The sequence below is a fragment of the Pseudomonas wuhanensis genome (assembly GCF_030687395.1).
In the GTDB taxonomy this organism is placed as follows: domain Bacteria; phylum Pseudomonadota; class Gammaproteobacteria; order Pseudomonadales; family Pseudomonadaceae; genus Aquipseudomonas; species Aquipseudomonas wuhanensis.
The window spans coordinates 1,986,337-2,009,351 of record NZ_CP117430.1 but is presented as its reverse complement, the minus strand read 5'-3'; the positions used below and the strand labels follow the sequence as shown (position 1 = coordinate 2,009,351).

Genomic DNA, 23,015 nt, shown 5'->3' with positions numbered 1-23,015 from the left:
ATTAATCTGGGGACGACCCCATCCATTGATGGAAGTCTCAAATGTCCTGGATCATTCTGTTTTTTGCTGGTCTGTTCGAAGTCGGTTGGGCCGTCGGCCTGAAATACACCGACGGTTTCAGCCGCCCTCTCCCAACCGCACTGACCATTGCCGCCATGGCGATCAGCCTTGGCCTGCTGGGCCTTGCCATGAAGGAATTGCCGCTGGGTACGGCCTATGCGATCTGGACTGGCGTGGGTGCGGTGGGCACGGTGATTGCCGGGATCATTTTGTTTGGTGAATCCATGGCACTGTTCAGACTCGCCAGTGTGGCGTTGATCATTGCCGGGCTGGTAGGGCTTAAGGTCAGCGCTTAGGCCACTACCGCTTTCGCGAGCAAGCCCGCTCCCACACTGGATGCGTGTCGTTTGTTAGATGGGTTGCAACGGCATCGTCAATTCAACCCGCAAGCCATCCGGCCGGCTGTCGAAATGCAGGGTGCAGCCGCAGCGCTGGACGATGGCCTGGACAATCGCCAGACCCAAGCCGCATCCGGTGCTCTGGCCGTTGCGCCAGAAGCGTTGGGTCAGGTGTTGCAGGTCGTCTTCGGCAATCCCCGGGCCGTGATCGCGGACCAAAAAACGCACGCGATCGCCAGTGGTTTCCAGGCTCAGCTCCACGGCTCCATCGCCCGGGGTATGGCGCAGGGCGTTGTCGAGCAAGTTGCGCAATGCGGCAATCGACAGCACCGCGGGCATTTGCAGCGGCGCATCGGAGAATATGGCCGGCAACTGAAACTTGATCCGCTGACGATCACCGCTGGCTGCATCCTGAATCGCCAGTTTCGCCACCTGCTCGGCGCTGCATTGCACGCCATCATCGAACGACAGACTGCCCTCCACGCGCGCCAGCAGCAGCAATTGCTCAAGCGTGCGATGCAACCGGTCGGCCCCCTCTTCAGCCCGCGCCAGAGACTGATCGCGGGCGCTGCCTTCGGTCATGCGCGCCACTTGCAGGTGGGTTTTGATGGCGGTCAGCGGGCTGCGCAACTCGTGCGCGGCATCACCGGTCAACCGCCGTTCGCGCTCGATGGTCTTGCCGATGCGCTGGAACAACTGATTCTGGGTTTCCAGCAGTGGTTGCAGCTCGCTGGGCAGCGGCTGGATTTGCAACGGTTCCAGGGAATCGGCGCTGCGCCGCATCAGCGCATCGCGCATACGATTGAGCGGTGCCAGCCCCTGACCGATGCCGAGCCACAACAGGCACAGGCAACCAAGCAGCGCCACGCCGACCGGCACCGAAGCCGCCAGGAGGATTGACATGTTCAATGCTTCGCGCTCGATTTGTCGGTCGGCGGTGGTAATGCGCACATCACCGCGCGCCAGGGTGAAGCTGCGCCACGGTGCGCCGTCGATCATTTGATCGTGGAAGCCCATTTTTTCGGCTTCCAGGGTTTGTTCGGGGCTGCTGTGGCTGCGAGCCAGAATTTCACCGCGCAACGAGCTGACCTGGCAGGCCATACCGCCAGGAATACTCAGCTGCTCTGCACTGAAATGAGTGCCTTCGCCCTTGCTCGGCAACGCCGGCAGTTGCTCCAGCAGCCCGGCCACCATCCGCGCCGACGCCACCAGCCGCTGGTCGAGGGAAAACATCATCTGGTTGCGCAGATCACTGAGCATCCAGGCGGCGGCCAGGGCCCAGATCAGCGCAAACGCGGCGCCGAGGGTCAGACTCAGCCGCAAACGCAGGCTCATCACTTCGATTGTTCTCCGCCATCGGCCGGCCCCAGGCGATAGCCCAGGCCACGCACAGTCTCGACGATGCCATTGCCCAGTTTGCGCCGCAGGTGATGGATGTGGACGTTAAGGGCATTGCTTTCCAGCTCGTCGTTGAAACCGTAGACGCTGTCCTTCAGTTGTTCGGTGGACAGTACCCGGCCGCGATTGTGCAGCAAGGCTTGCAACAGCGATTGCTCACGGCGTGACAAATCCACCGATTGGCCGCCGAGCAGGGTTTCGCGGCTGCTCGGGTCGTAGGTCAAACGACCGTGTTCAATCAGGTTGACGCTGCGCCCCGCCACACGTCGCAACAAGGTGTGCAGACGCGCGGCAAGTTCGCGCAGGTCGAACGGTTTGAGCAAGTAGTCGTCGGCGCCGGCTTGCAGGCCGTCGACCCGGTCGGTGACCGAATCCCGCGCGGTGAGGATCAGCACCGGGATTTCCAGGCCATGGTGACGCAACTGCTGCAACAGCTTGAGGCCATCTTCATCGGGCAGACCGAGATCGAGCACCATGACGTCGAATTCGGCAACCTTGAGCATCGCCCGGGCTGCCGAGGCGGTGGCGACATGCTCCACGGTCAAGCCCTGGGCAGTTAGCCCGGCAACGATACCGCTGGCGATCAGCTCATCGTCTTCGCAAACCAGTACATGCATGGTGAGCCCCGTAGAAAAAAGGTGATTAAGCTGGTAGCCGATTAAGCGGACATTATGCCGCAAGAGCCATTGTCACAAGGCGAGTGTGGTTAATCGTCGGTTAATCGCCGCCCGCCACTGTGCACCTCACTTGCACAGGGATAAGGCTTACCCATGCGTCGACTGTTTTTATTCTTTGTTCTGTTGATCTCGGGTGTGGCCCAGGCTGGAACGAATCCGTTCGAAACCAAACCCGATTTTCTCCCGGTGGAAAAAGCGTTCGCCTTCACCTCCGAACGCCTTGAATCCGGGGAAACCCAGCTCTATTGGCAAATTGCCGACAATTACTACCTGTATCAGAAACGCCTGAAATTCGACGGTCTGGCCCCGGAGCAGGTGCCAGCTCTGCCCGAGGGTGAGTCCCACAGCGACGAGTTCTTCGGCGAACAGCAAGTCTATCGCCAGGGCCTGGAGCTGAAGATTCCGGCCGGAGCCACTGGTCAGATAAAAGTAGGCTTCCAGGGCTGCGCCGATGCCGGGTTGTGTTATCCGCCGCAGACTCAAGTGGTCGACCTTGGCGCAAGTAACGTCCTTACCGCGTTTGCTGAAGAGGCGCCCGACCAGGCCCTGGCCAGCGGCCTGCAGCAACGGGCGTTGGGCTGGAGCCTGCTGGTGTTCTTCGGCCTGGGGCTGCTGCTGGCGTTCACCCCTTGCTCTTTGCCGATGCTGCCGATTCTGGCGGGATTGATCGTGGGCAGTGGCGCCACGCCCAAACGCGGTTTTTCCCTGGCCGGCAGTTACGTTGTCAGTATGGCGCTGGTGTATGCGGCGATGGGCGTGCTGGCCGCGCTGCTCGGGGCGAACCTTCAGGCGCTGCTGCAGAATCCATGGCTGTTGGGCAGCTTTGCGGCGGTGTTCGTGCTGCTGGCCTTGCCGATGTTCGGTTTCTTCGAACTGCAATTGCCGGTAGTCGTGCGGGATCGGCTGGAACATGTTTCGCGCAATCAGCGCGGTGGCAGTCTGATCGGTGCCGGTGTACTCGGGGCTTTGTCCGGCCTGCTGGTGGGACCGTGTATGACCGCCCCATTGGCGGGTGCCCTGCTCTATATCGCGCAGAGCGGCAATGCGCTGCACGGCGGGCTGATTCTGTTCGCCATGGGCATCGGCATCGGCATACCGCTGTTGCTGCTGGTGACGGTCGGCAATCGCTTTTTGCCCAAACCCGGTGCCTGGATGAACCTGCTCAAAGGCGTGTTCGGTTTCCTGTTCCTCGCCACCGCGCTGCTGATGCTGCGCCCGGTGCTGGATGAATCGCTGTGGCTCGGCTTGTGCGGTGCCTTGTTGCTGATCGCCGCTTACAGTGCCTGGAAGCAGTCTGAAGGTTTTGGCCGAATTGCCCACCTGTTCGGCGCCAGTTCGCTGCTGTTGGGTCTATGGGGCAGCCTGCTGGTGGTCGGTGCGGCGGGCGGCAGTGACGATCCGTATCAGCCGTTGCAGGTGTACAGCGCCGGCCGTATCGGCACTGCCGCGCCGAGCGCGCATGATGCATTCACTACGATCAAGGAACCCGCCGCCCTGCAACGCGAGCTCGATGCCGCCAAGGCTCAGGGCCAGTGGGTGCTGCTGGACTACTACGCCGACTGGTGTGTGTCGTGCAAAGTCATGGAAAAACAGGTCTTCGGCAAAGCACAGGTGCTGGATGCGCTCAGCGATGTACGCTTGCTACGGCTGGACGTCACCGCCGACAATGCCGCCAGCCGCGAACTGCTCGGTCGTTATAAAGTGCCGGGGCCGCCAAGCCTTTTGTGGATAGGCCCCAATGGTGAAGAGCGCCGCAGCCAGCGCATCACCGGTGAGGTCGATGCCGGCACCTTCCTGCAACGCTGGACCACCACCCGAGACGCTCGTTAATGCTGACCCTTACCCTCGGCACTTTTGCCATCGCGCTTAATCACCTGCTGTTGATCAGTGCCCTGGCGCTGGCGACCTTTGTCGGCTGGCGGGTGGCCAAGCGTGGCGGCGAGAACCCGGAGTCGGTGCTGTTCAGCCTGTTCCTGCTGGGCATGCTGGCGGCCCGAGTCGGTTTCGTGATCGCCTACTGGGCGCAGTATCGCAACGATCCGTGGCAGATCATCGACCTGCGCGACGGTGGTTTTCTCGCCTGGCCGGGGGTGGTCGTGCTCTTGCTGGCTGCGTTGTACCGAGGCTGGCGTCGCCCGGGCATGCGTCGGCCGTTGGGCTTTGGCGTGGTCAGTGGTCTGGTGTTCTGGTTGCTGGCGACGTTCTCCCTGGGTATTTACGAACAAGGCACGCGCCTGCCGCAGATCACCCTGCGCAATGCCGCCGGCCAGACCATTCCGCTCAGCGACTACCAGGGCGGTCCGCTGGTCATCAACCTTTGGGCCACTTGGTGCCCGCCGTGCCGCCGGGAAATGCCGGTGCTGGAAAACGCCCAACAACAACGCCCGGACCTGACGTTCCTGTTCGTCAACCAGTCCGAAAGCATGCAGAGCGTCGCCACCTTCCTCGAAACCCAGGGCCTGAGCCTGACCAACGTGCTGTTCGATGGCAGCGGTCGATTGAGTCAGGCGGTGGGTTCCATGGCATTGCCGACTACGCTGTTCTATAGCCCTGACGGGTATCTGCTGGGCAGCCATCTGGGCGAACTCTCTGAAGCCAGCCTGGCTCGCGCCCTGGAAAACTTCGACACCCCGAACCCGGCCACCTCGGCCACGCCTTCAAGGAAACTGCCATGCTCCGCCTCCGCCACCTGCTGACGTTGACCCTGGGTGCCGCCCTGTTGCACTTGCCGTCGGTACAGGCCGAAGAGTTGCCTGAAGCGATCAAGAAGATCGAAGCCAAGGGCGCCAAAATCGTCGGCACCTTCGACGCGCCCGACGGCCTGCGCGGTTATGCGGCGCAGTACCAGAACCGCGGCATGACGCTGTACCTGACCCCGGGCGGCAAGCATGTGCTGGTCGGCAATCTGTACGACGCCGACGGCAATGACCTGAGCAGCGCGCCGTTGCAAAAACTGGTCTACGCGCCGATGGCCAAGGAAGTCTGGGGCAAGATGGAAGCGAGCAACTGGATCGGTGACGGCAACAAGGATGCACCGCGAATCGTCTATCTGTTCAGCGACCCGAATTGCCCGTACTGCAACATGTTCTGGGAACAGGCGCGGCCGTGGGTCAAGGCTGGCAAGGTGCAGTTGCGGCACATCATGGTCGGTATCATTCGCGAAGACAGTCCCGGCAAATCCGCCGCGCTGCTGGCCGCCAAGGACCCGCAGAAAGCCCTGGAAGACCACGAGAAATCCGGCAAGGGCAGTTCGCTCAAGCCGCTGAAAGACGTGCCACCGGCGATTCAAGCGAAACTCGCGGCGAACATGCAGTTGATGGAAGACCTGGAACTGGCCGCCACTCCGGCGATTTTCTATATGGATGACAAAGGTCAGCTGCAACAGCAACAAGGCGCGCCGACGCCGGAGAAGTTGGTGAAGATTCTGGGGCCTAAGTAAGTAATTCAGCCGTCGGATTTGTGGTGACAGCGGTAACGCCATTGCGGGCAAGCCCGCTCCCACAGGGTTATTCGACCTCCTGTGGGAGCGGGCTTGCCCGCGATGGCGTCTGTATGACCGACTAATTTCTCTGAGCTAGAAATGCCAGCAAAGCCTCAGTCACGAACTGCGGATTCTCCAGATTAGAGATATGCCCCGCCTCCGGCACCAGCACATACGGGCAACCGATCAACTCGGCCATTTCCTTGGTTTCCGACGGCGGCCGCGGCTTGTCCTGATCGCCGCACATCAACAGCGTGGTTTCAGGGTTCAGTTCACCCAGACGCGGCAACAGATCATCACGCCCAAAGGTAATCCGCCCCATCGGCACGATGCTTTCACGCAGGCGGTCAGCCGGCAGCGCCGCCAGTCTGGCCCGGAAATCCTGAAACAGCGTCGACTGCGGATCGATGCCCGGACGGAAGAATATCGGCACCACAATATCGAGCAGTTGCGGCGAGATCACACCGCTGTCTTCGATCTGCTTGAACAGCGAGAAATAGTATTGGCGGGTCGGTTCCGGTTCGACGCCGACGTAGGTGTCCATCAACACCAGACCGTTGAGCCGTTGCGGTGCCGACAGCGCCAGGCGAACGCCCCACATGCCACCCACCGAAAGACCGACCAGCGTGACGCGGTCGATGTCCAGATGATCGAGCAAGGCCAGCGCCTGACGTGCTACGTCATCCAGCGACTTTGTGCATTCGGGCATCCGTCCGGATTCGCCATGGCCCCACAGGTCCAGAGCGATGACCCGATAGTGCTGCGACAGCGCCGTAATCTGCGGCGCCCACATGGCTTGGTCCCACAGGTAACTGCCCGCCAGCAGCACCGCAGGGCCTGTGCCTTGATCTATGTAGTGAAGCGCTTGTCCATCAACCGTTACGAAGGGCATCGACTGTCTCCCTGGTGAAATCTGATCCATTGAAAAGGCACGGGAAGCCTGAGCCCCATAGGCTCGGCAGTCAACCCGGGTTAAAGGCCCTCCAGCTCTGCCATCAGGTCATTCAACCGATCCACCTTCTCCTCAGTAATGTCATTCGCCGCCAACCCATCGATGTACTGGGCCAACTCCGCCACCGTGCTGCACTCGAACATCGCCCTTAGCGGCACGTTGCGTTGCAGGGCTTTTTGCACCCGCGAGGCGATCTGTGTGGCCAGCAGCGAATGCCCACCGAGCTCGAAGAAGTTGTCACGCACACCGACCTTCTCGACCTTCAACACCTCAGACCAAATATCCGCCAGTGTCTGTTCCAGTTCATTGCGCGGCGCCTGATAGTCCTGGCTCTGCAACTGGCCGATTTCCAGCGCCGGCAAGGCCTTTCGATCGAGTTTGCCGTTGGCGTTGAGCGGCAGCTTGTCGAGCCACAGCCAGTGCAGCGGCACCATGTACTCCGGCAACTCGGCGCGCAGACGTTGCTTGATACGCTCCAGTCGTTCGTTTGGATTGAGCGCCGAATCCGCTGCCACCAGATAGCCGACCAGGTGCTTGCCGTTGACGCCCTCCTGCACCCCGACCGCCGCATCGCGGACTTCCGGCTGTTCATGCAGACGCGCCTCGATTTCACCCAGTTCGATGCGGTAACCGCGGATCTTCACTTGATGGTCGATGCGCCCGACGTATTCCAGCACGCCGTCACTGCGACGTCGGGCCAGGTCCCCGGTGCGATACAGACGATCACCCGGTGCGCCGAACGGGTTTGGCACAAACACCTGAGCGGTACGCAACGGATCGCTCACATAGCCACGGCCCACGCCGATGCCGGCCACGCACAACTCACCCACCGCCCCCAACGGCACCAGTTCCAGCGCGCCATCGAGCAGGTACAAACGGTTGTTGTCGGTTGGCGTGCCAATCGGCAGATAACTGCCGCGCGTCGAAGCCAGGTCGACGCGGAAGAACGCCACATCGTCCGAACATTCCGCCGGGCCATAGGCGTTCACCAAACCAATCTCCGGGTAACGCAGCAACCATTGATGCGCCAGTTCCGGCGGCATCGCTTCACCGGTCGGCAGCATCCAGCGCAGGCCATCGAGGCTCATGCGGTCCTGGGCGAGCATGCCCTGAATCAGTGACGGCACGCTTTCCAGCACGGTGATGCGCTGGCTCTGAACATGGGCCAGCAACCCCTGCGGATCGTGGGCGATGCTGTTCGGCACGATGTCCACCCGAGCGCCGAACAACGGCGCCGCGAGGAACTGCCAGACCGAAATATCGAAGCTTTGTGAGGCGGTCTGGGCGATCACATCGGCCTCGCTCAATTTCAGGTACGGCACCTTGCTCAACTGGTTATTAAGCATGCCGCACTGTTCGACCATCACGCCTTTCGGCAGGCCGGTGGAGCCCGAGGTGTAGATCACGTAGGCGAGGTTGTCCGGGCCACTGTAAATGCCCGGATTGGCCACCGAAACGTCGCTCGCCTGCACGTCTTCCCAGACCAGCAATCGAGGTCGGTTGGCACAACCGAACTCTTCCAGCAGTGCGATGGCTTGTTCACGACACGCCTGAGTGCAGACCAGCAACGGCGTGCGGCTCAGGTCGATGATCCGGCTCAGGCGCTGACTCGGCAGGCCCGGGTCCAGCGGCAGGTAACCGGCGCCGGCCTTGAAGCTGCCGATGATCATGCCCAGCAGATCGAGGTTACGTTCGGCGAGCAGCGCCACAGGCTGATCCAGGCAAACTCCCGACGCAATCAGCTCGTGGCCGAGACGGTTGCTGCGCTGGTTCAGCTCGACATAAGTGTGTTGCTGATCGAGACAACTGGCGACGATCCGCTGCGGATGCTCGGCAACCTGCGCTTCGAACAGTTCGACGTAGCTCTGCTCCAGCGGATAATCATGTTCGCTCTGGTTGCAGCCGTGAATCAGGAAGTCCTGCTCCTCTGCGCCCAGCAGCGGCAGATCGGCCATGTCGCCATGGAAACCTTCGACCAGCGCCAGCAGCAGTCGCTTGAATTCGCCGAGCATGCGCTCGATCGTTGATTCGTCAAAATAACGCTGGTCGTAAGACAGGTGCAAGCCAAGGTCATCACCCGGATAACACACCGCCGTCAACGGGAAGTTGGTGTGGGTGCGGCCCGAATCCGAGGTCGCGTTGAGGCTCTGCGCACGGTCCAGCACCGAGACTTCCACCGGGGCGTTTTCGAACACGAACAGGCTGTCGAACAGCGGCTGGCCTTTCGGCAGTTCGCTGTTTTCCTGGATGCTTACCAGCGGCAGGTACTCGTACTCGCGCAGTTGCATGTTGCTGTCGAGCAAACCGGTTAGCCACTGACGAACGCTGCAACGCTGATCGTCTTCGGGCATTTTCACCCGCAGGGCGATGCTGTTGATGAACAGCCCGACGGTGCGTTGCATCTCCGGCATTTCCACCGGACGCCCGGCCACCGTGACGCCAAACAGCACGTCGCGATCACCGCTCAAGCGACGCAGCACCAGGGCCCACGCCGCTTGGGCGAAGGTGTTGATGGTCAGCTGATGGGCTTGGGCCAGTTCGCGCAATTGCGCACCATCCCGGGCATCGAGCCGTGTGTAGCGGTCGCCGACGATCATGCCACCGCTGTCGCCGGCATGTTCACGCAGGAACGGCCGGTCGCTCGGAATCGGCGTGGTGCGCTCGAAACCTTGCAGGTTCTGCCGCCACCACTGCCGCGCCTCGGCCAGGCTCTGGCGTTGCAGCCAGCCGATGTAATCGCGATAACGCGGCGGCACGGCCAGTTGCGCTTCCCGCTCTTCGCCGAGGGCAGTGTAGATCTCGAAGAAATCGTTCATGAGCAGCGAACGGCACCAGGCATCGATGAGGATGTGGTGGTTGCTCATCATGAACCAGTAGCGCGCCGCGCCCACGCGGATCAAGCGCAGGTGGAACGGCGCCTGATTGAGCAGATCGAACCCGGCCTCGCGCTCGCTTTTCAGCAGCGCCTGCAGCATCGGCTCTTGCTCGGCTTCGGCCACCGCGCTCCAGTCCAGATACTCGATCGGCGTGCTGCCCGGTTTATGGATCACTTGCAGCATGTCTTCGCCGATGTTCCAGCAGAACGATGCGCGCAAGGCTTCGTGACGGGCGATTACCGCTTGCCAGGCCAGGGCGAAACGCTCGGGGTCGAGTTCGCTGTTGATGCGGTAGCGGTCCTGCATGTAGTAGAGGCCGGTGCCCGGTTCGAGCAAGGTGTGCAGCAGCATGCCTTCCTGCATCGGGGTCAGCGGATAGACGTCTTCGATCATCGCCGCAGGAACCGGCAGTGCGTCGAGTTGTGGCTGAGTCAGTCTGGCCAACGGGAAGTCCGACGGCGTCAGGCCGCCCGCGTGGTCGCTCAGGCAGTGCTGGATCAGGCTCTGCAATTCGCCCAGATACGCCTGCGCCAGGTCGGTAATGGTTTGCCGGTCGTGACGTTCCGCGCTGAAGGTCCAGCGCAGCACCAACTCACCGCCATACACCTGACTGTCGACGCTCAGCTCGTTGGGCAGCGGAGCATGTGGATCATGGGCCGCGCCGACCGGCTCATCGAGCGGACGGAACAGCGCATCGCTGCCAAAACTCTGGTCGAACTGGCCAAGGTAATTGAAGGTGATCGGCGCCTCCGGCAGCGCGGCCATGGTCTGCCGGCACAGGTCATCGGCCAGGTAACGCAGCACGCCATACCCCAGGCCTTTGTGCGGCACCGCGCGCAGTTGCTCCTTGATCGCTTTGATCGACGCACCCTGCTCATTCGCGGGGGTGAGGCGCAGCGGATAGGCGCTGGTGAACCAGCCGACGGTGCGGGTCAGGTCGATCTCGTCGAACAGGGTTTCGCGGCCGTGGCCTTCGAGTTGAATCAGCGCCGATTCATCACCGCTCCAGCGGCATAACACACGGGCCAATGCGGTCAGCAGCAAGTCGTTGACCTGGGTGCGATAGGCCGTCGGCGCCTGTTGCAACAGTTGGCGGGTGCGCTCGCTGTCGAGGCGCACGCTGACGGTTTGCGCGTGACGATTTTGCTGTCCGCCCTGCGGACGATCACATGGCAATTCAGCGCTGGGGCCGGCCAATTGCATCTGCCACCAGCTCAATTCTTCACGCAGGGATTCGCTGCCGGCATAAGCCTGCAAGCGTGCAGCCCAGTCCCTGAAGGCACTGGTTTTCGCCGGCAGTTTTACTGACTGCCGGGATTCGAGTTGACGATAAACCGTTTGCAGATCGTCCAGCAGAACCCGCCACGACACCCCGTCCACCACCAGATGGTGAATGGCAATGAACAGCCGTTGTTGCCCCTCGGGATCATCCACCAGCAGCGCCCGCATCAGCGGCCCTTGCTCAAGGTCGAGGCTGCGTTGGGCATCGGCGAACAGCGCCACGCATTTGTCTATGGCCGGCACTTTCACCTGCCACAGCACTGCTGCGTCGGAAACCGCCTGGTGCTCGGCCTGCCAATGGCCGGCGACTTCGGTAAAGCGCAAGCGCAAAGCGTCTTGCTGTTCGATCACCGCCAGCAGCGCTTGCTCCAGACGATGCGGATCGAGCGCCACGGTCGGCTCCAGCAGCAACGCCTGGTTCCAGTGTTGACGCTGCGGGATTTCAGTGTCGAAGAACCAGTGCTGAATCGGTGTCAAACGCGATTCACCGCTCAACAGGCCTTGCTCGGCGGTGATCTGCTCGGTGCGGGTTGCGACGGCGGCCAGCGTCTGCACGGTCTGGTGCTGGAACAGGTCACGCGGGCTGAAGTGGATGCCCTTCTGCCGCGCACGGCTGACCACCTGGATCGACAGAATCGAATCGCCGCCCAGTTCGAAGAAATTGTCGTTGAGGCCGACCTGCTGCACGTTCAGCACTTCGCACCAGATGCCAGCCAGGGTCAGCTCGAGTTCGTTGCTCGGCGCCACGTATTGCTGACGATTCAACTCCGGGTCCGGGGCCGGCAGTGCGCGGCGGTCGAGCTTGCCGTTGGCGGTCAGTGGCATGCTGGCCAGCAGGATCAAGTGCGTCGGCACCATGTAATCCGGCAACTGAGATTTGAGGTGCGCCTTCAGCGCTTCGCGCAATGCAGCTTGTTGCGTTTCATCCTGTTCGGCGACGTCGGTGACCAGGTAGCCGACCAACTGCTTGCCGCTCGGTGCGTCGAGGGCCAGCACCACTGCTTCACGCACGGATTCGTGTTCCAGCAAACGGGTTTCGATCTCGCCCAGTTCGATGCGAAAACCACGGATCTTCACCTGATGGTCGATACGGCCGAGGTATTCCACCAGACCATCGGCACGCTGACGAACAAGGTCGCCGGTGCGGTACAAACGTCCGCCGTTCGCTGCAAAAGGATCGGCAACAAACCGTTCGGCGGTCATGCCCGGGCGCTGGTGATACCCCTGCGCCAGACCGGCACCACCGACAAACAATTCTCCCGTCGCGCCTTGCGGCACCAACGCCAGATCGGCGTCGAGGATGTAAGCGACGCGAGCGCCAATCACGCTGCCAATTGGCACGCTGCCCAGCCCTTCTTCCAGTTGCTCGGGTGCCAGGCTGGCGAGCGGCATGACCACGGTTTCGGTCGGGCCATAAGCGTTGAAAAACAGGCTCGGTTTAAACGCCGCGCGAATTCGTTGCAAGTGTTCGCCGGTCAGGGCCTCGCCACCGGTGATGCACATACGCACCGGCAGGGTTTCGCCCTGGGTCGTCAGCCATTGCGCCAACTGGCTGCCGTAGCTTGGGGTGAAGCCGAGGATGTTGATGTTATGGCGACGAATCAGCCCGCAGATTTCTTGCGCATCCCACTGGCCTTGAGCTCGCAGAACTACTTGCGCACCGCTCAACAACGGCACCAGCAGACGCTCGGTCGCGGCATCGAAGTTGATCGAGTAGAAGTGCAACTCGCAGTCATCCGGGCGCATGCCGAAGCGTTCGATCACGGCGCGGCAGTGCATGGCAATTTCACCGTGGGACACCACCACGCCTTTCGGTTTACCGGTAGAGCCCGAGGTGTAAATCAGGTACGCCTGATGTTGCGGCAGGCTGATGAATGGCAGCTCGCTGGCCGGGTAGTTGGCCAGTGCAGCGGCGTCTTCTTCCAGGCACCAGCGGCCGACGCTGGCCGGCAATTCACCGAGCGCCGCGAACATCGCCGCATCGCTGAGCAGCAAACCGAGGCCGCTGTCTTCGATCATGTAGTGCAGGCGATCCAGCGGGTACTCCGGGTCCAGCGGCACATAGGCGCCGCCAGCCTTGAGGATCGCCAGCAAGCCGATGACCATCTCCAGCGAACGCTCAAGCGCCAGACCGACCCGAACCTGCGGCCCGACACCGCGCTCGCGCAGCATCCAGGCCAGACGATTGGCGCGGCTGTCGAGCTCGGCGTAGCTCAGGGTTTGCCCGGCGAACGTCAGAGCCGGCGCGTCCTTGCGCACCAGCGCCTGCTCGCTGAACAGGTGATGGATGCATTGATCGAGGCGATGTTCGCCCGGCTCGATGCCGAGGCTATCGAGCAGATTTTGCTGTTCGCTGGCTTCCAGCAACGGCAGTTCGCTGAGGCGTTGTTGCGGATCGGCGAGCAACGCTTCCAGCAGATTGCGCCAGTGCCCGGCCATGCGCGCAATGCGCGGTTCGTCGAACAGATCGGTGCTGTAGGTCAGGCAGCAACCGAGGCGATGGTCGAGGTCGGTGACTTCCAGGTTAAGGTCGAACTTGGTCGCTCGCGCATCGTTGGCCAAGTACTCGACGGTCATCCCGGCCAGGGTGCGGCTCTGCTGGAATTCCCAGCGCTGCACGTTGCACATCACCTGGAACAGCGGGTTGTAAGCCGCACTGCGGGTTGGCTGCAAGGCTTCAACCAGATGATCGAACGGCAGATCCTGATGGGACTGGCCTTCGATCACGGTGTGGCGAACCTGCTCGAACAACTCGCCGACGGACATCTGCCCGTCGAGCTGGCAACGCAGCACTTGAGTGTTGAGGAACGCGCCGATCAGCCCTTCGCTTTCCGGGCGAATGCGGTTGGCTACCGGCGCACCGATGCGCAGATCGGTCTGGCCGCTGTAGCGGTAAAGCAGCACCGCCAGCGCTGCGGTCATGGTCATGAACAGGGTCAGACCGTTGTAGGCGTTGAAGGCACGAACCCGCGCCGCAAGGTCATCGCTCAGGTCGAAGCGGAACAGTTCGCCCTGATGGCTTTGCACCGGCGGACGCGGACGATCGGCCGGCAATTCCAGCAGCGGATGTTCGCGGCCCAGTTGCGCGGTCCAGTAATCGAGCTGACGCTGACGTTCGCCGGACTCCAGCCACTGGCGCTGCCACACGCTGTAATCCAGGTACTGCACCGGCAGCGGTTGCAGCGGCGAATCGCGGTCATCGACGAAGGCTTCGTAGAGCGCGCTCAGTTCCCGGGCGAAGATGTCCATCGCCCAGCCTTCGGTGACGATGTGGTGCAGGGTCAGGACGAAGTAATGCTCCTGCTCGGCGGTCTTGACCAGGCAGGCACGCAGCAGCGGCCCGGTTTCCAGATCGAAAGGCTTATGGGCTTCGTCATCGGCCAGTTGCTGTACCCGTTGTTCACGGGTGTCGACCGCCAGCGCGGAAAAATCCTTCCAGTCCATGCGCAGGCCGGTGTCCGGATGCACCTGTTGCCGGGCCACGCCGTCGATGCTCGGGAAGGTCGTGCGCAGGGTTTCGTGACGCATGATCAGCGTTTGCAGCGCCACTTCGAAACGCCCGACATCCAACACGCCGCGCAACCGCGCCATGCCGCCGACGTTATAGGCCGGGCTGTCCGGTTCCATTTGCCAGACGAACCACATGCGTTGCTGGGAATAGGACAGTGGCACCGGTTGGCTGCGATCGACTTTCTCGATCGGCGGCTGTTTGTTGGTTTTGCCGCTGACCTGGATCAAGCGAACCTGTTCGGCAAACGCGCCCAGTTCACTGGCCTCGAACAGCGCCCGCAACGGCAACTCGACGTCGCAGGCCTGGCGGGTGCGGGAAATGATTTGCGTGGCCAGCAGCGAGTGGCCACCGAGGGCGAAGAAGTCGTCGCGCAGGCCGATCTGCGTTTGGCCCAGCACTTCGCGCCAGATACCGGCGATTTGTTGCTCAAGGGCCGTGACTGGTTCGACGTGCTCGCGGACTTGCCACTGGGGCTCAGGCAAGGCGCGCCGGTCGAGTTTACCGCTCGGGCCCAGGGGCATTTCATCCAGACGCATGAGTTGCGCCGGAACCATGTATTCCGGCAGCTCAGCCGCCAGCGCGGCTTTCAGGCGTGCGCTTTGAACATCGACGTCTTCGGTGGAATCGGCGGCGGTGTAGTAACCGATCAACTGCCCGCCCGCCGCCGTTTCGCGCACCAGCACCACCGCTTGGGCGACTCCGGGCTGCGCCAACAGACGCGCTTCAATTTCTTCCGGTTCAACACGAAAACCACGCAGTTTGACTTGCTGATCGAGACGACCGAGGTATTCGATCACGCCGTCGGCGGTCCAGCGGGCACGGTCGCCGGTGCGATACAGACGTGTGCCTTGCTCGCCCAGCGGATCGACCACAAAGCGTTCCGCGGTCAAACCTGGACGACCGAGGTAACCTCGGGCCAAACCGATACCGCTGATGCACAGTTCACCCGGCACACCGGCCGGTACCGGATTGAGGTCATTGTCGAGCACCCGGCACAGCACGTTGCCCAATGGCCGGCCAATCGGGGAGCGCTCGCCATCAGCCGTTGAGCAGTGCCAGTGGGTGACGTTGATCGCCGTTTCGGTCGGGCCGTAGCGGTTGTGCAGTTGCACTGCCGGCAAGTGCTCCAGTACGCGATTGCGCAGTTCGGCGGGCAAGGCTTCGCCGCCGGAGAACAGTCGGCGCAGGCTGGTGCATTCGGCGCTGAGCGGTTCGTCGATGAACAATGAAAGCAACGGCGGTACGAAGTGCAGTGTGGTCACGCCGAATTGCTGGACCAGTTGCGCCAGGCGATGCGGATCGCGGTGTTCGCCGGGACCGGCGAGCAGCAGGCGGCACCCGGTGATCAGCGGCCAGAAGCATTCCCACACCGACACGTCGAAACTGATCGGCGCCTTTTGCATCAGCACATCGGTCTGGTCCAGACGGTAGGTGGCTTGCATCCATTGCAGGCGTTCAGCGAGCGCCGCATGGGTGTTGCAAACGCCCTTCGGCTGACCGGTGGAGCCGGAGGTATAAATCACGTAGGCCAGGTTGTCGCCGTGCAGATGCAGACCCGGCGCATGACTTGGCCAGTTCTCCAGATGCAGGGCGTCCATGGCGATCACACTGACGCCATCGGTGGCCGGCAGGCGGTCGAGCAGTTCGGTTTGGGTCAGCAGCAGCTCGACGCCACTGTCGCTGAGCATGTAGGCCAGGCGCTCGGCCGGGTAATCCGGGTCCAGCGGCACATAAGCGCCGCCAGCCTTGATGATCGCCAGCAAGCCAATCAGCAACTGTGGCGAACGCTCGGCGGCGATGGCCACGCACACGTCCGGGCCGACGCCTTTGTCGCGCAGGTAGTGCGCCAGGCGGTTGGCCTGGGCGTGCAGTTCAGCGAAGTCCAGGCTGCCACCATCCCACAGCAGCGCGGTGCGCTCCGGGGTCTGGCGCGCCTGGTCGTTGAGCAACTCCGGCAGCCATTGGCTGGCCGGTGTGCAGGGTGCGGCGCTCCAGGCGGATTGCTGATCGTGCTCACTCGGGGTCAGCAGTTGCAGCTCGCCGATAGCGGCTTTCGGTTGCTCACAAATGGCTCGCAACAGGTTGGCGAAATGCTCGGCCAGTCGCTCGATAGTCGCCACGTCAAACAACTCGCTGGCGTAGTCGAACGAAAGGCTCAGGCGACCGTTGCGGTCTTCTTCGCTGTGCAGTTGCAGGTCGAACTTGGCTTCGCGACTGTGCCACGGCAGCTCTTCGGCGAGCAGTCCCGGCAAGCGACGCAACGCACTGAGATCCCGTTGCTGGTGGTTGAACATGACCTGGAACAAGCCCTGCTCGCGGGCCTGCGGGAAGGCTTCGAGCAGTTGTTCGAACGGCAGATCCTGATGCGCTTGCGCGCCCAATGCGGCTTGACGGGTTTGCGCCAGTAATTCAATGAACGGCAGTCGCGAATCCACCTCGGCGCGCAGCACCTGGGTGTTGATGAAGAAGCCGATCAGCCCTTGGTTTTCCAGGCGCGGACGGTTGGCATTCGGCACGCCGATGCGGATGTCGCGTTGACCGCTGTAGCGATGCAGCAGGCTTTGGAATGCCGCGAGCAACAGCATGAACGGCGTCGATTCATGGGCCTGGGCAGTCTGGCGAATGGCATCGCTCAGGCTCGCGTCCAAACGCAGCGTGTGGCGGGCGGCGCTGTGAATGTGTTGCGCCGAACGCGGATGATCGGTGGCCAGGCTCAGGGTCGGATGATCAACGCCCAACTGCTCTTTCCAGTAAGCGAGTTGACGCTCGCCCTCCCCTTGCGCCAACCACTGGCGCTGCCAACTGCCGTAGTCGGCGTATTGCGTCGGCAAGGCGGGAAGGCTGGCGGTGTGGCCTTGAGAAGCGGTCGCGTACAGCCGCGAGAATTCGTCGATCAGCACGTTCAGCGACCAGCCGTCGGCGATGATGTGGTGCAGGGTCACCAGCAGTTGATGATCCTCATCGTCGAGGCGCACCAACGTCACCCAGAGCAGCGGGCCTTTCTCCAGATCGAACCGGGTGCGGGCTTCGCTCTCGCGGATTTGCTGCGCGCGGGCTTCACGCTCGACGGTCGGCAGGTCGCTGATGTCGATCACTTGCAGGTTGAACTCACCAACAGCAATGACCTGTTGCAGGGCTACGCCATCACGTTCGAAAAACCGTGTGCGCAGGGATTCGTGACGTTCGATCAGTTGCTGGAAGCTGGCGCGCAAGGCGTCTTCGTCCAGTTCGCCACGCAGGCGCAAGGCACCGGGAATGTTGTAGGCGCTGCTCTGCGGGTCGAGTTGCCAGGTGATCCACAAACGGTTTTGCGCCAGCGATTGCGGCATGGCGTCACTGCGCGACAAGGGCATGATCGCGCCTTGGGCCACGCCGCCATCCTGTTGTTGCCGGGCGAGCGCGGCAGCGAATGCGCCGAGGGTGGGCGCTTCGAACAACAGGCGCAGATTCAGCTCCAGCCCCAACGCTTCACGCAGGCGTGCGACCACTTGAGTGGCGGCGATGGAGTTGCCGCCGAGCAGGAAGAAGTGATCGTCGGCGTTGACCTGCTTGACCTGCAATTGCTCACACCAGATCTGGCCGATCAGGGTTTGCAGCTCGGAGCCCGATTCAGTTTCAGATGGGTTTGCGATGTCTGCCGACGGGAATAGCGCATAGCTGTCGAGGCTGCCATCGGCCAGACGATTGCGGCAGGCCGAACGTTGCAATTTGCCGCTGGATGTCTTCGGCAGCGCTCCCGGATTGAGCAATACCACCACACTCGGCGCTTGCTGATACGCCTCGGCCACCGCTTGACGGATGGCTTTGATCAGCGCCTCGGGTGGAAGGATTTTCTGCACGCTGCGGCTGATTTCCGCGGCGATGCCGATGCCTTCCTGCCCCTCGATGTTGACTGCGAATGCGGCCACGCGACCTTTGCGCACCACCTCCACCTCACGCTCGATGGTCTGCTCGATGTCCTGCGGATAGAGGTTGTGACCGCGAACGATCAGCATGTCTTTCAGGCGGCCGGTGATGAACAGTTCCCCATCACGCAAAAAGCCCAGGTCGCCGGTGCGCAGCCAGGTACGACCGGCGTGCTGGACGAATGTCTTGGCCGTGGCTTCGGGGTTGCGCCAGTAGCCATGGGCGATGCTCGGCCCGGCAGCCCAGATTTCACCGACCGCATTGTCGGCAAGTTCTTCAAGCGATACGGCATCGACAATCAGCACTGCGTGATCCGGTTGGCTGATGCCGCAACTCATGATCGGACTGCCATCGCCCGGCTCGGCACGGTTCTGCGCCAAGGCCTGATCATCCACGTGCAACGCCGGTATGCCCTGACCGCGCGGGCTGCCGGCAACAAACAGCGTGGCTTCCGCCAGGCCGTAGGAAGCCATGAAGCTGTCCGATGTAAAGCCACAGGCCGCGAACTTCTCGGCGAAGCGCTCAAGGGTGTCGAGGCGAATCGGTTCGGAACCGGAATACGCCACGCGCCAGCCACTCAGGTCGAGGCGTTCCAGCGCTGATTCGCTGACCCGTTCGCTGCACAGTCGATAGGCGAAATCCGGCCCGCCGCTGATAGTGCCACCGTATTCGCTGATCGCCTCCAGCCAGCGCAATGGCCGACCGAGGAAGTACGCCGGCGACATCAACACACACGGCACGCCGCTGAAAATCGGCTGCAACAGGCCGCCGATCAAGCCCATGTCGTGGTACAGCGGCAACCAGCTGACGATCACGTCGTCGGGGTTCAGATCGATGCCGAATCCGTGGCGAATCAGCAGTTCGTTGGCCACCAGGTTGCCGTGGCTGACTTGCACGCCTTTAGGCAACGCCGTGGAGCCGGAGGTGTATTGCAGGAAAGCAATGTGATCGCCGTGCAAGTCTGGCGCAACCCAATGCTCAGCCAAGGCACTGTCGAGGGTGTCGACACACAGCAGCGGCGGCGCCTCGTCGATTTGCAGCAACGCGTCGCGCAGGTCGGCGCTGGTCAACAGCAAGCGCGGTTCGGCATCGCTGATGATCGACAGCAGGCGTTCCTGGTGATGACGGCGGGTCGACTCAGGCGGATAGGCCGGCACCGCAATGACGCCTGCGTACAGGCAACCGAAAAACGCCGCGACGTAATCCGGGCCGCTGGGAAACAGCAACACCGCGCGATCGCCAAACGACGTCTCGGCCTGCAACGCGCCGGCAATGGTTCGCGCCCGTTGATCGAGCTCACGATAACTGAGCACCACAGCCTGATCCTGGGTTTCGGCGAGAAAACGCAAGGCCACCCGATCCGGCGTCAGGGCCGCGCGGCGCTGAAGGGCTTGGACCAGTGTGCTGGGGAGTTCGAACGCGTCGGTCATGAGGTTTCCTGCCTGAATTCGGCTTGCAAGTGGAATCGGTTTTCGTACGTCACACCCGTTCATGGGCATGCAGGACGCGGTCTTCGCCGACCGCGCAAGGCTTGGGAATGCTGTTTTGGCCGGGGCTTGCGCCCGCAGCCATTCACCAATGAGAACGGATGAGGTCTTGAAATAATTAGTCGCCAGGCTAGAGCGCCAGCAGGCTTGAGGTCGGTAGGTGAGTCAGCGTGTCGCAGTTCTCACTCTGCTCTTTCGTGGAGCATTAATTCTCTTTCTCAATTGACAATCATTATCATTCAACATAATTTACCGCTCGATATGTAGGACGACGACGATCCCCCTGTCGTCCCACGACCCTATTTGCAGCAAGGTGATTTCCAATGACGGAACAAGTATCCACAAGCAGGTGCGATTCACCGCTACTTCAGGCTTTCGTCGACAACCGACTGATTCTGGTCAAGATTGCCGCCCGCATCACCGGTTGCCGATCACGCGCCGAAGACGTGGTGCAGGATGCGTTCTTCCGACTGCAATCGGCGCCGCAGATCACATCGTCAATCAAGGCGCAGCTCAGCTACCTGTTCCAGATCGTGCGCAACCTGGCGATCGATCATTACCGCAAGCAGGCGCTGGAGCAGAAGTATTCGGGCCCGGAAGAGGAAGGTCTGAACGTGGTGATTCAGGGCGCTTCGCCGGAAACCTCGCACATGAATTTCTCGACCCTGGAAAACATTGCCGATGCGCTGACGGAGCTGCCCAGCCGCACCCGTTACGCCTTCGAGATGTACCGCTTGCACGGCGTGCCGCAAAAAGACATCGCCAAGGAACTCGGCGTATCGCCCACCCTGGTGAACTTCATGATTCGTGACGCGCTGGTGCATTGCCGCAAGGTGTCGGGTAATCGTGCGGATACGTTCGCACGCCGTTAAAAGCTTCGCGGGCAAGCCTCGCTCCACAGGGGGAATGCGATTCCCTGTAGCGAGGCTTGCCCACGAAGGCTGACTCAAGACCGCCACAGCCCTTGAGCCTTACGCATCAAGCCAACGAACACCGATCAAAAAACCGCTCACGCCCCAGCATCATCAGCGCCGCGCGCTTGTGCGGGAAGTCGAACTCTTTTTCGCAGTGGAAACACTGATTGTGCATGTGCCCGATCATCTTCGCGTTGTCGGCGCGAGGTTCGGCGACCACCCGCTGAGTGCGCGAATCATCGAGAAACAGGTAATGCACCAGCGCCGATAGCCAGCTCGCCACTTTGTGCGGGCCGCGGTGATGTTCTTCGCCCACCAGCATGTGAATGCCACGGTCGTAATCGCCGGCATCATAGAACGGCGCAATGCGATCTTCCTTGGCCCAATAGGCTTCGAAATAGGCAAACGGCTGATCATCGAAGCAACCGATCAGCGTCAAGGTGTGCGGGTCGGCTTCAAGCTTGCTCAGGTATTCGCGATGCTTCTGGAGACTGCCCTCCTCTTGCCAGAAACTCGCCACCCGCGGGCTGTTCTGCCAGCGGTTGAAACGCGCCAGGTCCTGCTCGATTTCTAGTGTACGCAGGGAAACCCATGCACCGAGCCGCACATCAAAGCGCCGATAGACCTCACCACGGGGTTTCACCGCACGCAGGGGGTGGCGCTTGCCGTCACTGATGACCATCTGCTGTGGATAGCTACCGGTCAACGACTCACCCAGCCAAGGCTGAGGCAATTGCCAGAACAGCGTGCGTTCGCAGTGATACTGGCCGGTGACTTCGGTCGCGATCAGCAATCCGCTGAGCAAGGCTTCGGTAGGCACATCATCGAGTTGCCAGGTCAGACGCTGACAAGCCGCATCACGGGCAAACAGCCAATAACAAGCTGCCCAGAATGCTTGACCGTCAGGACGACCGAAGCGCTCTTCCAACCGCAAATGCAATTCGGGCTCGCGGGTCAGCAGCAGTTCGATCAGCGGCTGCCCTTCCAGGCTGAGGCTCAGGCGACTTGTGGTTTCATCGGCTACAAGACGGTTGCCTGACGGCAAGGCCAGGGCGGTCAGGTCATTCAGATTGGACATGGGTCGGGCTCACGGTAATCGTCGACAGTTAACTGAGGTGACGTGAGCCAGGCAGGGAAATTTAACGAAAAGCACCGCGAACCTTAATCAGCGTTCGCGGTGGCATGCACAGCCCGGATCAGTTCCAGGCCATTGACGTTACGCAGGCGCTAGATCGACCTGACCCAGATTTCGCGGAAGGCATAGTCGTTGCCGTTTCCGGTGGCGACATGGTTAACGATCTGCAACTCCATCTGTGATGCACTCGCGGTAAACGTGCCTTTGAGCGGAGCCCAGGCCATTGACGAAATTTCCGTCGCGGGGGCAATGACTTGCGCTCCGCTGTTGAGTGACAGCACCGGAACTGAATATTTGTCATTCCACCTGCGCACGGTCACCCCGAACTCATAGGACCGACCCACTTCCAGCCCCTGAAAGGTCTTTTTCAACACTGTCCCGGCAGAGTTGTTGGTGTAGGTGTTGTCGAATAATACGTAGATATCTCCATCTCTGGTGATGGTGAGATCCCGTGGATCAGCCGCAGCCTCCCCCCTCATCCAGCCATTCCAGTTATTGGTACCGTCTTTTTCCGAGAAGGTCGTTGTATCGTCAAAAGGCGCCTGAACCTCAAGACACAATGTCGGGAACAGCACCGGACTAGCACAACTGCCTCCATCCAGCGCCGCCTGAAAAACAAACGCGAGATGGCTCCCGTCTTTCAGATTCTGCAAAGACGCCCAGGCAATATTGCGACGCCAGCCCTCCTGGAACTCTTGTTGCGTGACGGGCTCGGCGTCAGCCACTCGCAGCATCACTGGCGAGCCGTCGGCTTGTTGACCGCAGACATGCAGCGTTGTCTTTTGATTAACCACCATGAATGGCCAACGCGCCACCTCGACCGTGACACCGGCCGAATCATCAGGTTTTTTCAGAATGAGTACATCGTTGACGGCTTGTGGCACCACAGGAGCGGGCACACAGGAGAGAGAAACCAACGAGGGGGTTGTCATGACAGAAATCCTTTCTGAATGAGCGCCAACCCCTCCATGGGGTCGGACACAGGAAAGGAGCTAAGAC

The 23,015-nt window shown here is 61.5% G+C and carries 11 protein-coding genes; 5 read left to right on the top strand and 6 right to left on the bottom strand.

What is annotated here, in order from left to right; genetic code table 11:
- Positions 1 to 41 precede the first annotated feature (41 nt).
- The gene (gene sugE / locus PSH88_RS09200) at positions 42 to 356 is read left to right on the top strand and encodes a quaternary ammonium compound efflux SMR transporter SugE (RefSeq protein ID WP_008013928.1); all 315 of its coding nucleotides are present in this window, start codon (positions 42 to 44) and stop codon (positions 354 to 356) included.
- Between the two features lie 54 nt (positions 357 to 410).
- Here sugE and PSH88_RS09195 read toward each other — a convergent pair whose 3' ends face one another.
- Together PSH88_RS09195 and PSH88_RS09190 are read right to left on the bottom strand one after the other, a co-directional pair.
- On the bottom strand, positions 411 to 1,736 hold the full coding sequence (locus PSH88_RS09195) for an ATP-binding protein (protein ID WP_305425915.1): 1,326 nt from the start codon (positions 1,734 to 1,736) through the stop codon (positions 411 to 413).
- Complete coding sequence (locus PSH88_RS09190) at positions 1,733 to 2,413, bottom strand: response regulator (protein WP_038982275.1); 681 nt, start codon at positions 2,411 to 2,413, stop codon at positions 1,733 to 1,735. Before PSH88_RS09190 ends, PSH88_RS09195 begins: the two co-directional genes overlap by 4 nt.
- Before the next feature lie 153 nt (positions 2,414 to 2,566).
- Between PSH88_RS09190 and dsbD the strand changes: the two genes are divergently transcribed.
- The 3 genes from dsbD to dsbG are packed head-to-tail and all read left to right on the top strand — an operon-like array spanning position 2,567 to position 5,912.
- Positions 2,567 to 4,303 (top strand): protein-disulfide reductase DsbD, encoded by a 1,737-nt coding sequence (gene dsbD / locus PSH88_RS09185; RefSeq protein WP_305425914.1) that lies wholly within the window; start codon positions 2,567 to 2,569, stop codon positions 4,301 to 4,303.
- A complete protein-coding gene (locus tag PSH88_RS09180) occupies positions 4,303 to 5,169 on the top strand; it encodes a TlpA disulfide reductase family protein (RefSeq protein ID WP_305425913.1) in 867 nt (288 codons plus the stop codon). The genes dsbD and PSH88_RS09180 overlap by 1 nt, the downstream gene beginning before the upstream one ends.
- On the top strand, positions 5,145 to 5,912 hold the full coding sequence (dsbG, locus tag PSH88_RS09175) for a thiol:disulfide interchange protein DsbG (RefSeq protein ID WP_305425912.1): 768 nt from the start codon (positions 5,145 to 5,147) through the stop codon (positions 5,910 to 5,912). Before PSH88_RS09180 ends, dsbG begins: the two co-directional genes overlap by 25 nt.
- 121 nt (positions 5,913 to 6,033) lie before the next feature.
- Here dsbG and PSH88_RS09170 read toward each other — a convergent pair whose 3' ends face one another.
- Complete coding sequence (locus tag PSH88_RS09170) at positions 6,034 to 6,846, bottom strand: alpha/beta fold hydrolase (RefSeq protein WP_305425911.1); 813 nt, start codon at positions 6,844 to 6,846, stop codon at positions 6,034 to 6,036.
- Positions 6,847 to 6,926: 80 nt separating this feature from the next.
- A complete protein-coding gene (locus tag PSH88_RS09165) occupies positions 6,927 to 19,910 on the bottom strand; it encodes a non-ribosomal peptide synthetase (RefSeq protein ID WP_305483517.1) in 12,984 nt (4,327 codons plus the stop codon).
- Between the two features lie 380 nt (positions 19,911 to 20,290).
- Between PSH88_RS09165 and PSH88_RS09160 the strand changes: the two genes are divergently transcribed.
- The gene (locus PSH88_RS09160; protein ID WP_007894994.1) at positions 20,291 to 20,839 is read left to right on the top strand and encodes an RNA polymerase factor sigma-70; all 549 of its coding nucleotides are present in this window, start codon (positions 20,291 to 20,293) and stop codon (positions 20,837 to 20,839) included.
- A gap of 106 nt (positions 20,840 to 20,945) precedes the next feature.
- Here the strand turns inward: PSH88_RS09160 and PSH88_RS09155 are convergent, their stop codons facing one another.
- Entirely contained in the window at positions 20,946 to 21,959 is a 1,014-nt protein-coding gene (locus PSH88_RS09155; protein WP_305425907.1) for a GNAT family N-acetyltransferase, read from the bottom strand.
- Between the two features lie 149 nt (positions 21,960 to 22,108).
- The gene (locus PSH88_RS09150) at positions 22,109 to 22,948 is read right to left on the bottom strand and encodes a sugar-binding protein (RefSeq protein ID WP_305425906.1); all 840 of its coding nucleotides are present in this window, start codon (positions 22,946 to 22,948) and stop codon (positions 22,109 to 22,111) included.
- Between the last annotated feature and the right edge of the window lie 67 nt (positions 22,949 to 23,015).

What these genes read in the sequence shown, in the direction of transcription:
- PSH88_RS09170 (WP_305425911.1), bottom strand. Translation starts at nt 6,846, where the DNA reads ATGCCCTTCGTAACGGTTGATGGACAAGCGCTTCACTACATAGATCAA.
- PSH88_RS09165 (WP_305483517.1), bottom strand. Translation starts at nt 19,910, where the DNA reads ATGACCGACGCGTTCGAACTCCCCAGCACACTGGTCCAAGCCCTTCAG.
- PSH88_RS09150 (WP_305425906.1), bottom strand. Translation starts at nt 22,948, where the DNA reads ATGACAACCCCCTCGTTGGTTTCTCTCTCCTGTGTGCCCGCTCCTGTG.
- sugE (WP_008013928.1), top strand. Translation starts at nt 42, where the DNA reads ATGTCCTGGATCATTCTGTTTTTTGCTGGTCTGTTCGAAGTCGGTTGG.
- dsbG (WP_305425912.1), top strand. Translation starts at nt 5,145, where the DNA reads ATGCTCCGCCTCCGCCACCTGCTGACGTTGACCCTGGGTGCCGCCCTG.
- dsbD (WP_305425914.1), top strand. Translation starts at nt 2,567, where the DNA reads ATGCGTCGACTGTTTTTATTCTTTGTTCTGTTGATCTCGGGTGTGGCC.
- PSH88_RS09155 (WP_305425907.1), bottom strand. Translation starts at nt 21,959, where the DNA reads ATGTCCAATCTGAATGACCTGACCGCCCTGGCCTTGCCGTCAGGCAAC.
- PSH88_RS09160 (WP_007894994.1), top strand. Translation starts at nt 20,291, where the DNA reads ATGACGGAACAAGTATCCACAAGCAGGTGCGATTCACCGCTACTTCAG.
- PSH88_RS09190 (WP_038982275.1), bottom strand. Translation starts at nt 2,413, where the DNA reads ATGCATGTACTGGTTTGCGAAGACGATGAGCTGATCGCCAGCGGTATC.
- PSH88_RS09180 (WP_305425913.1), top strand. Translation starts at nt 4,303, where the DNA reads ATGCTGACCCTTACCCTCGGCACTTTTGCCATCGCGCTTAATCACCTG.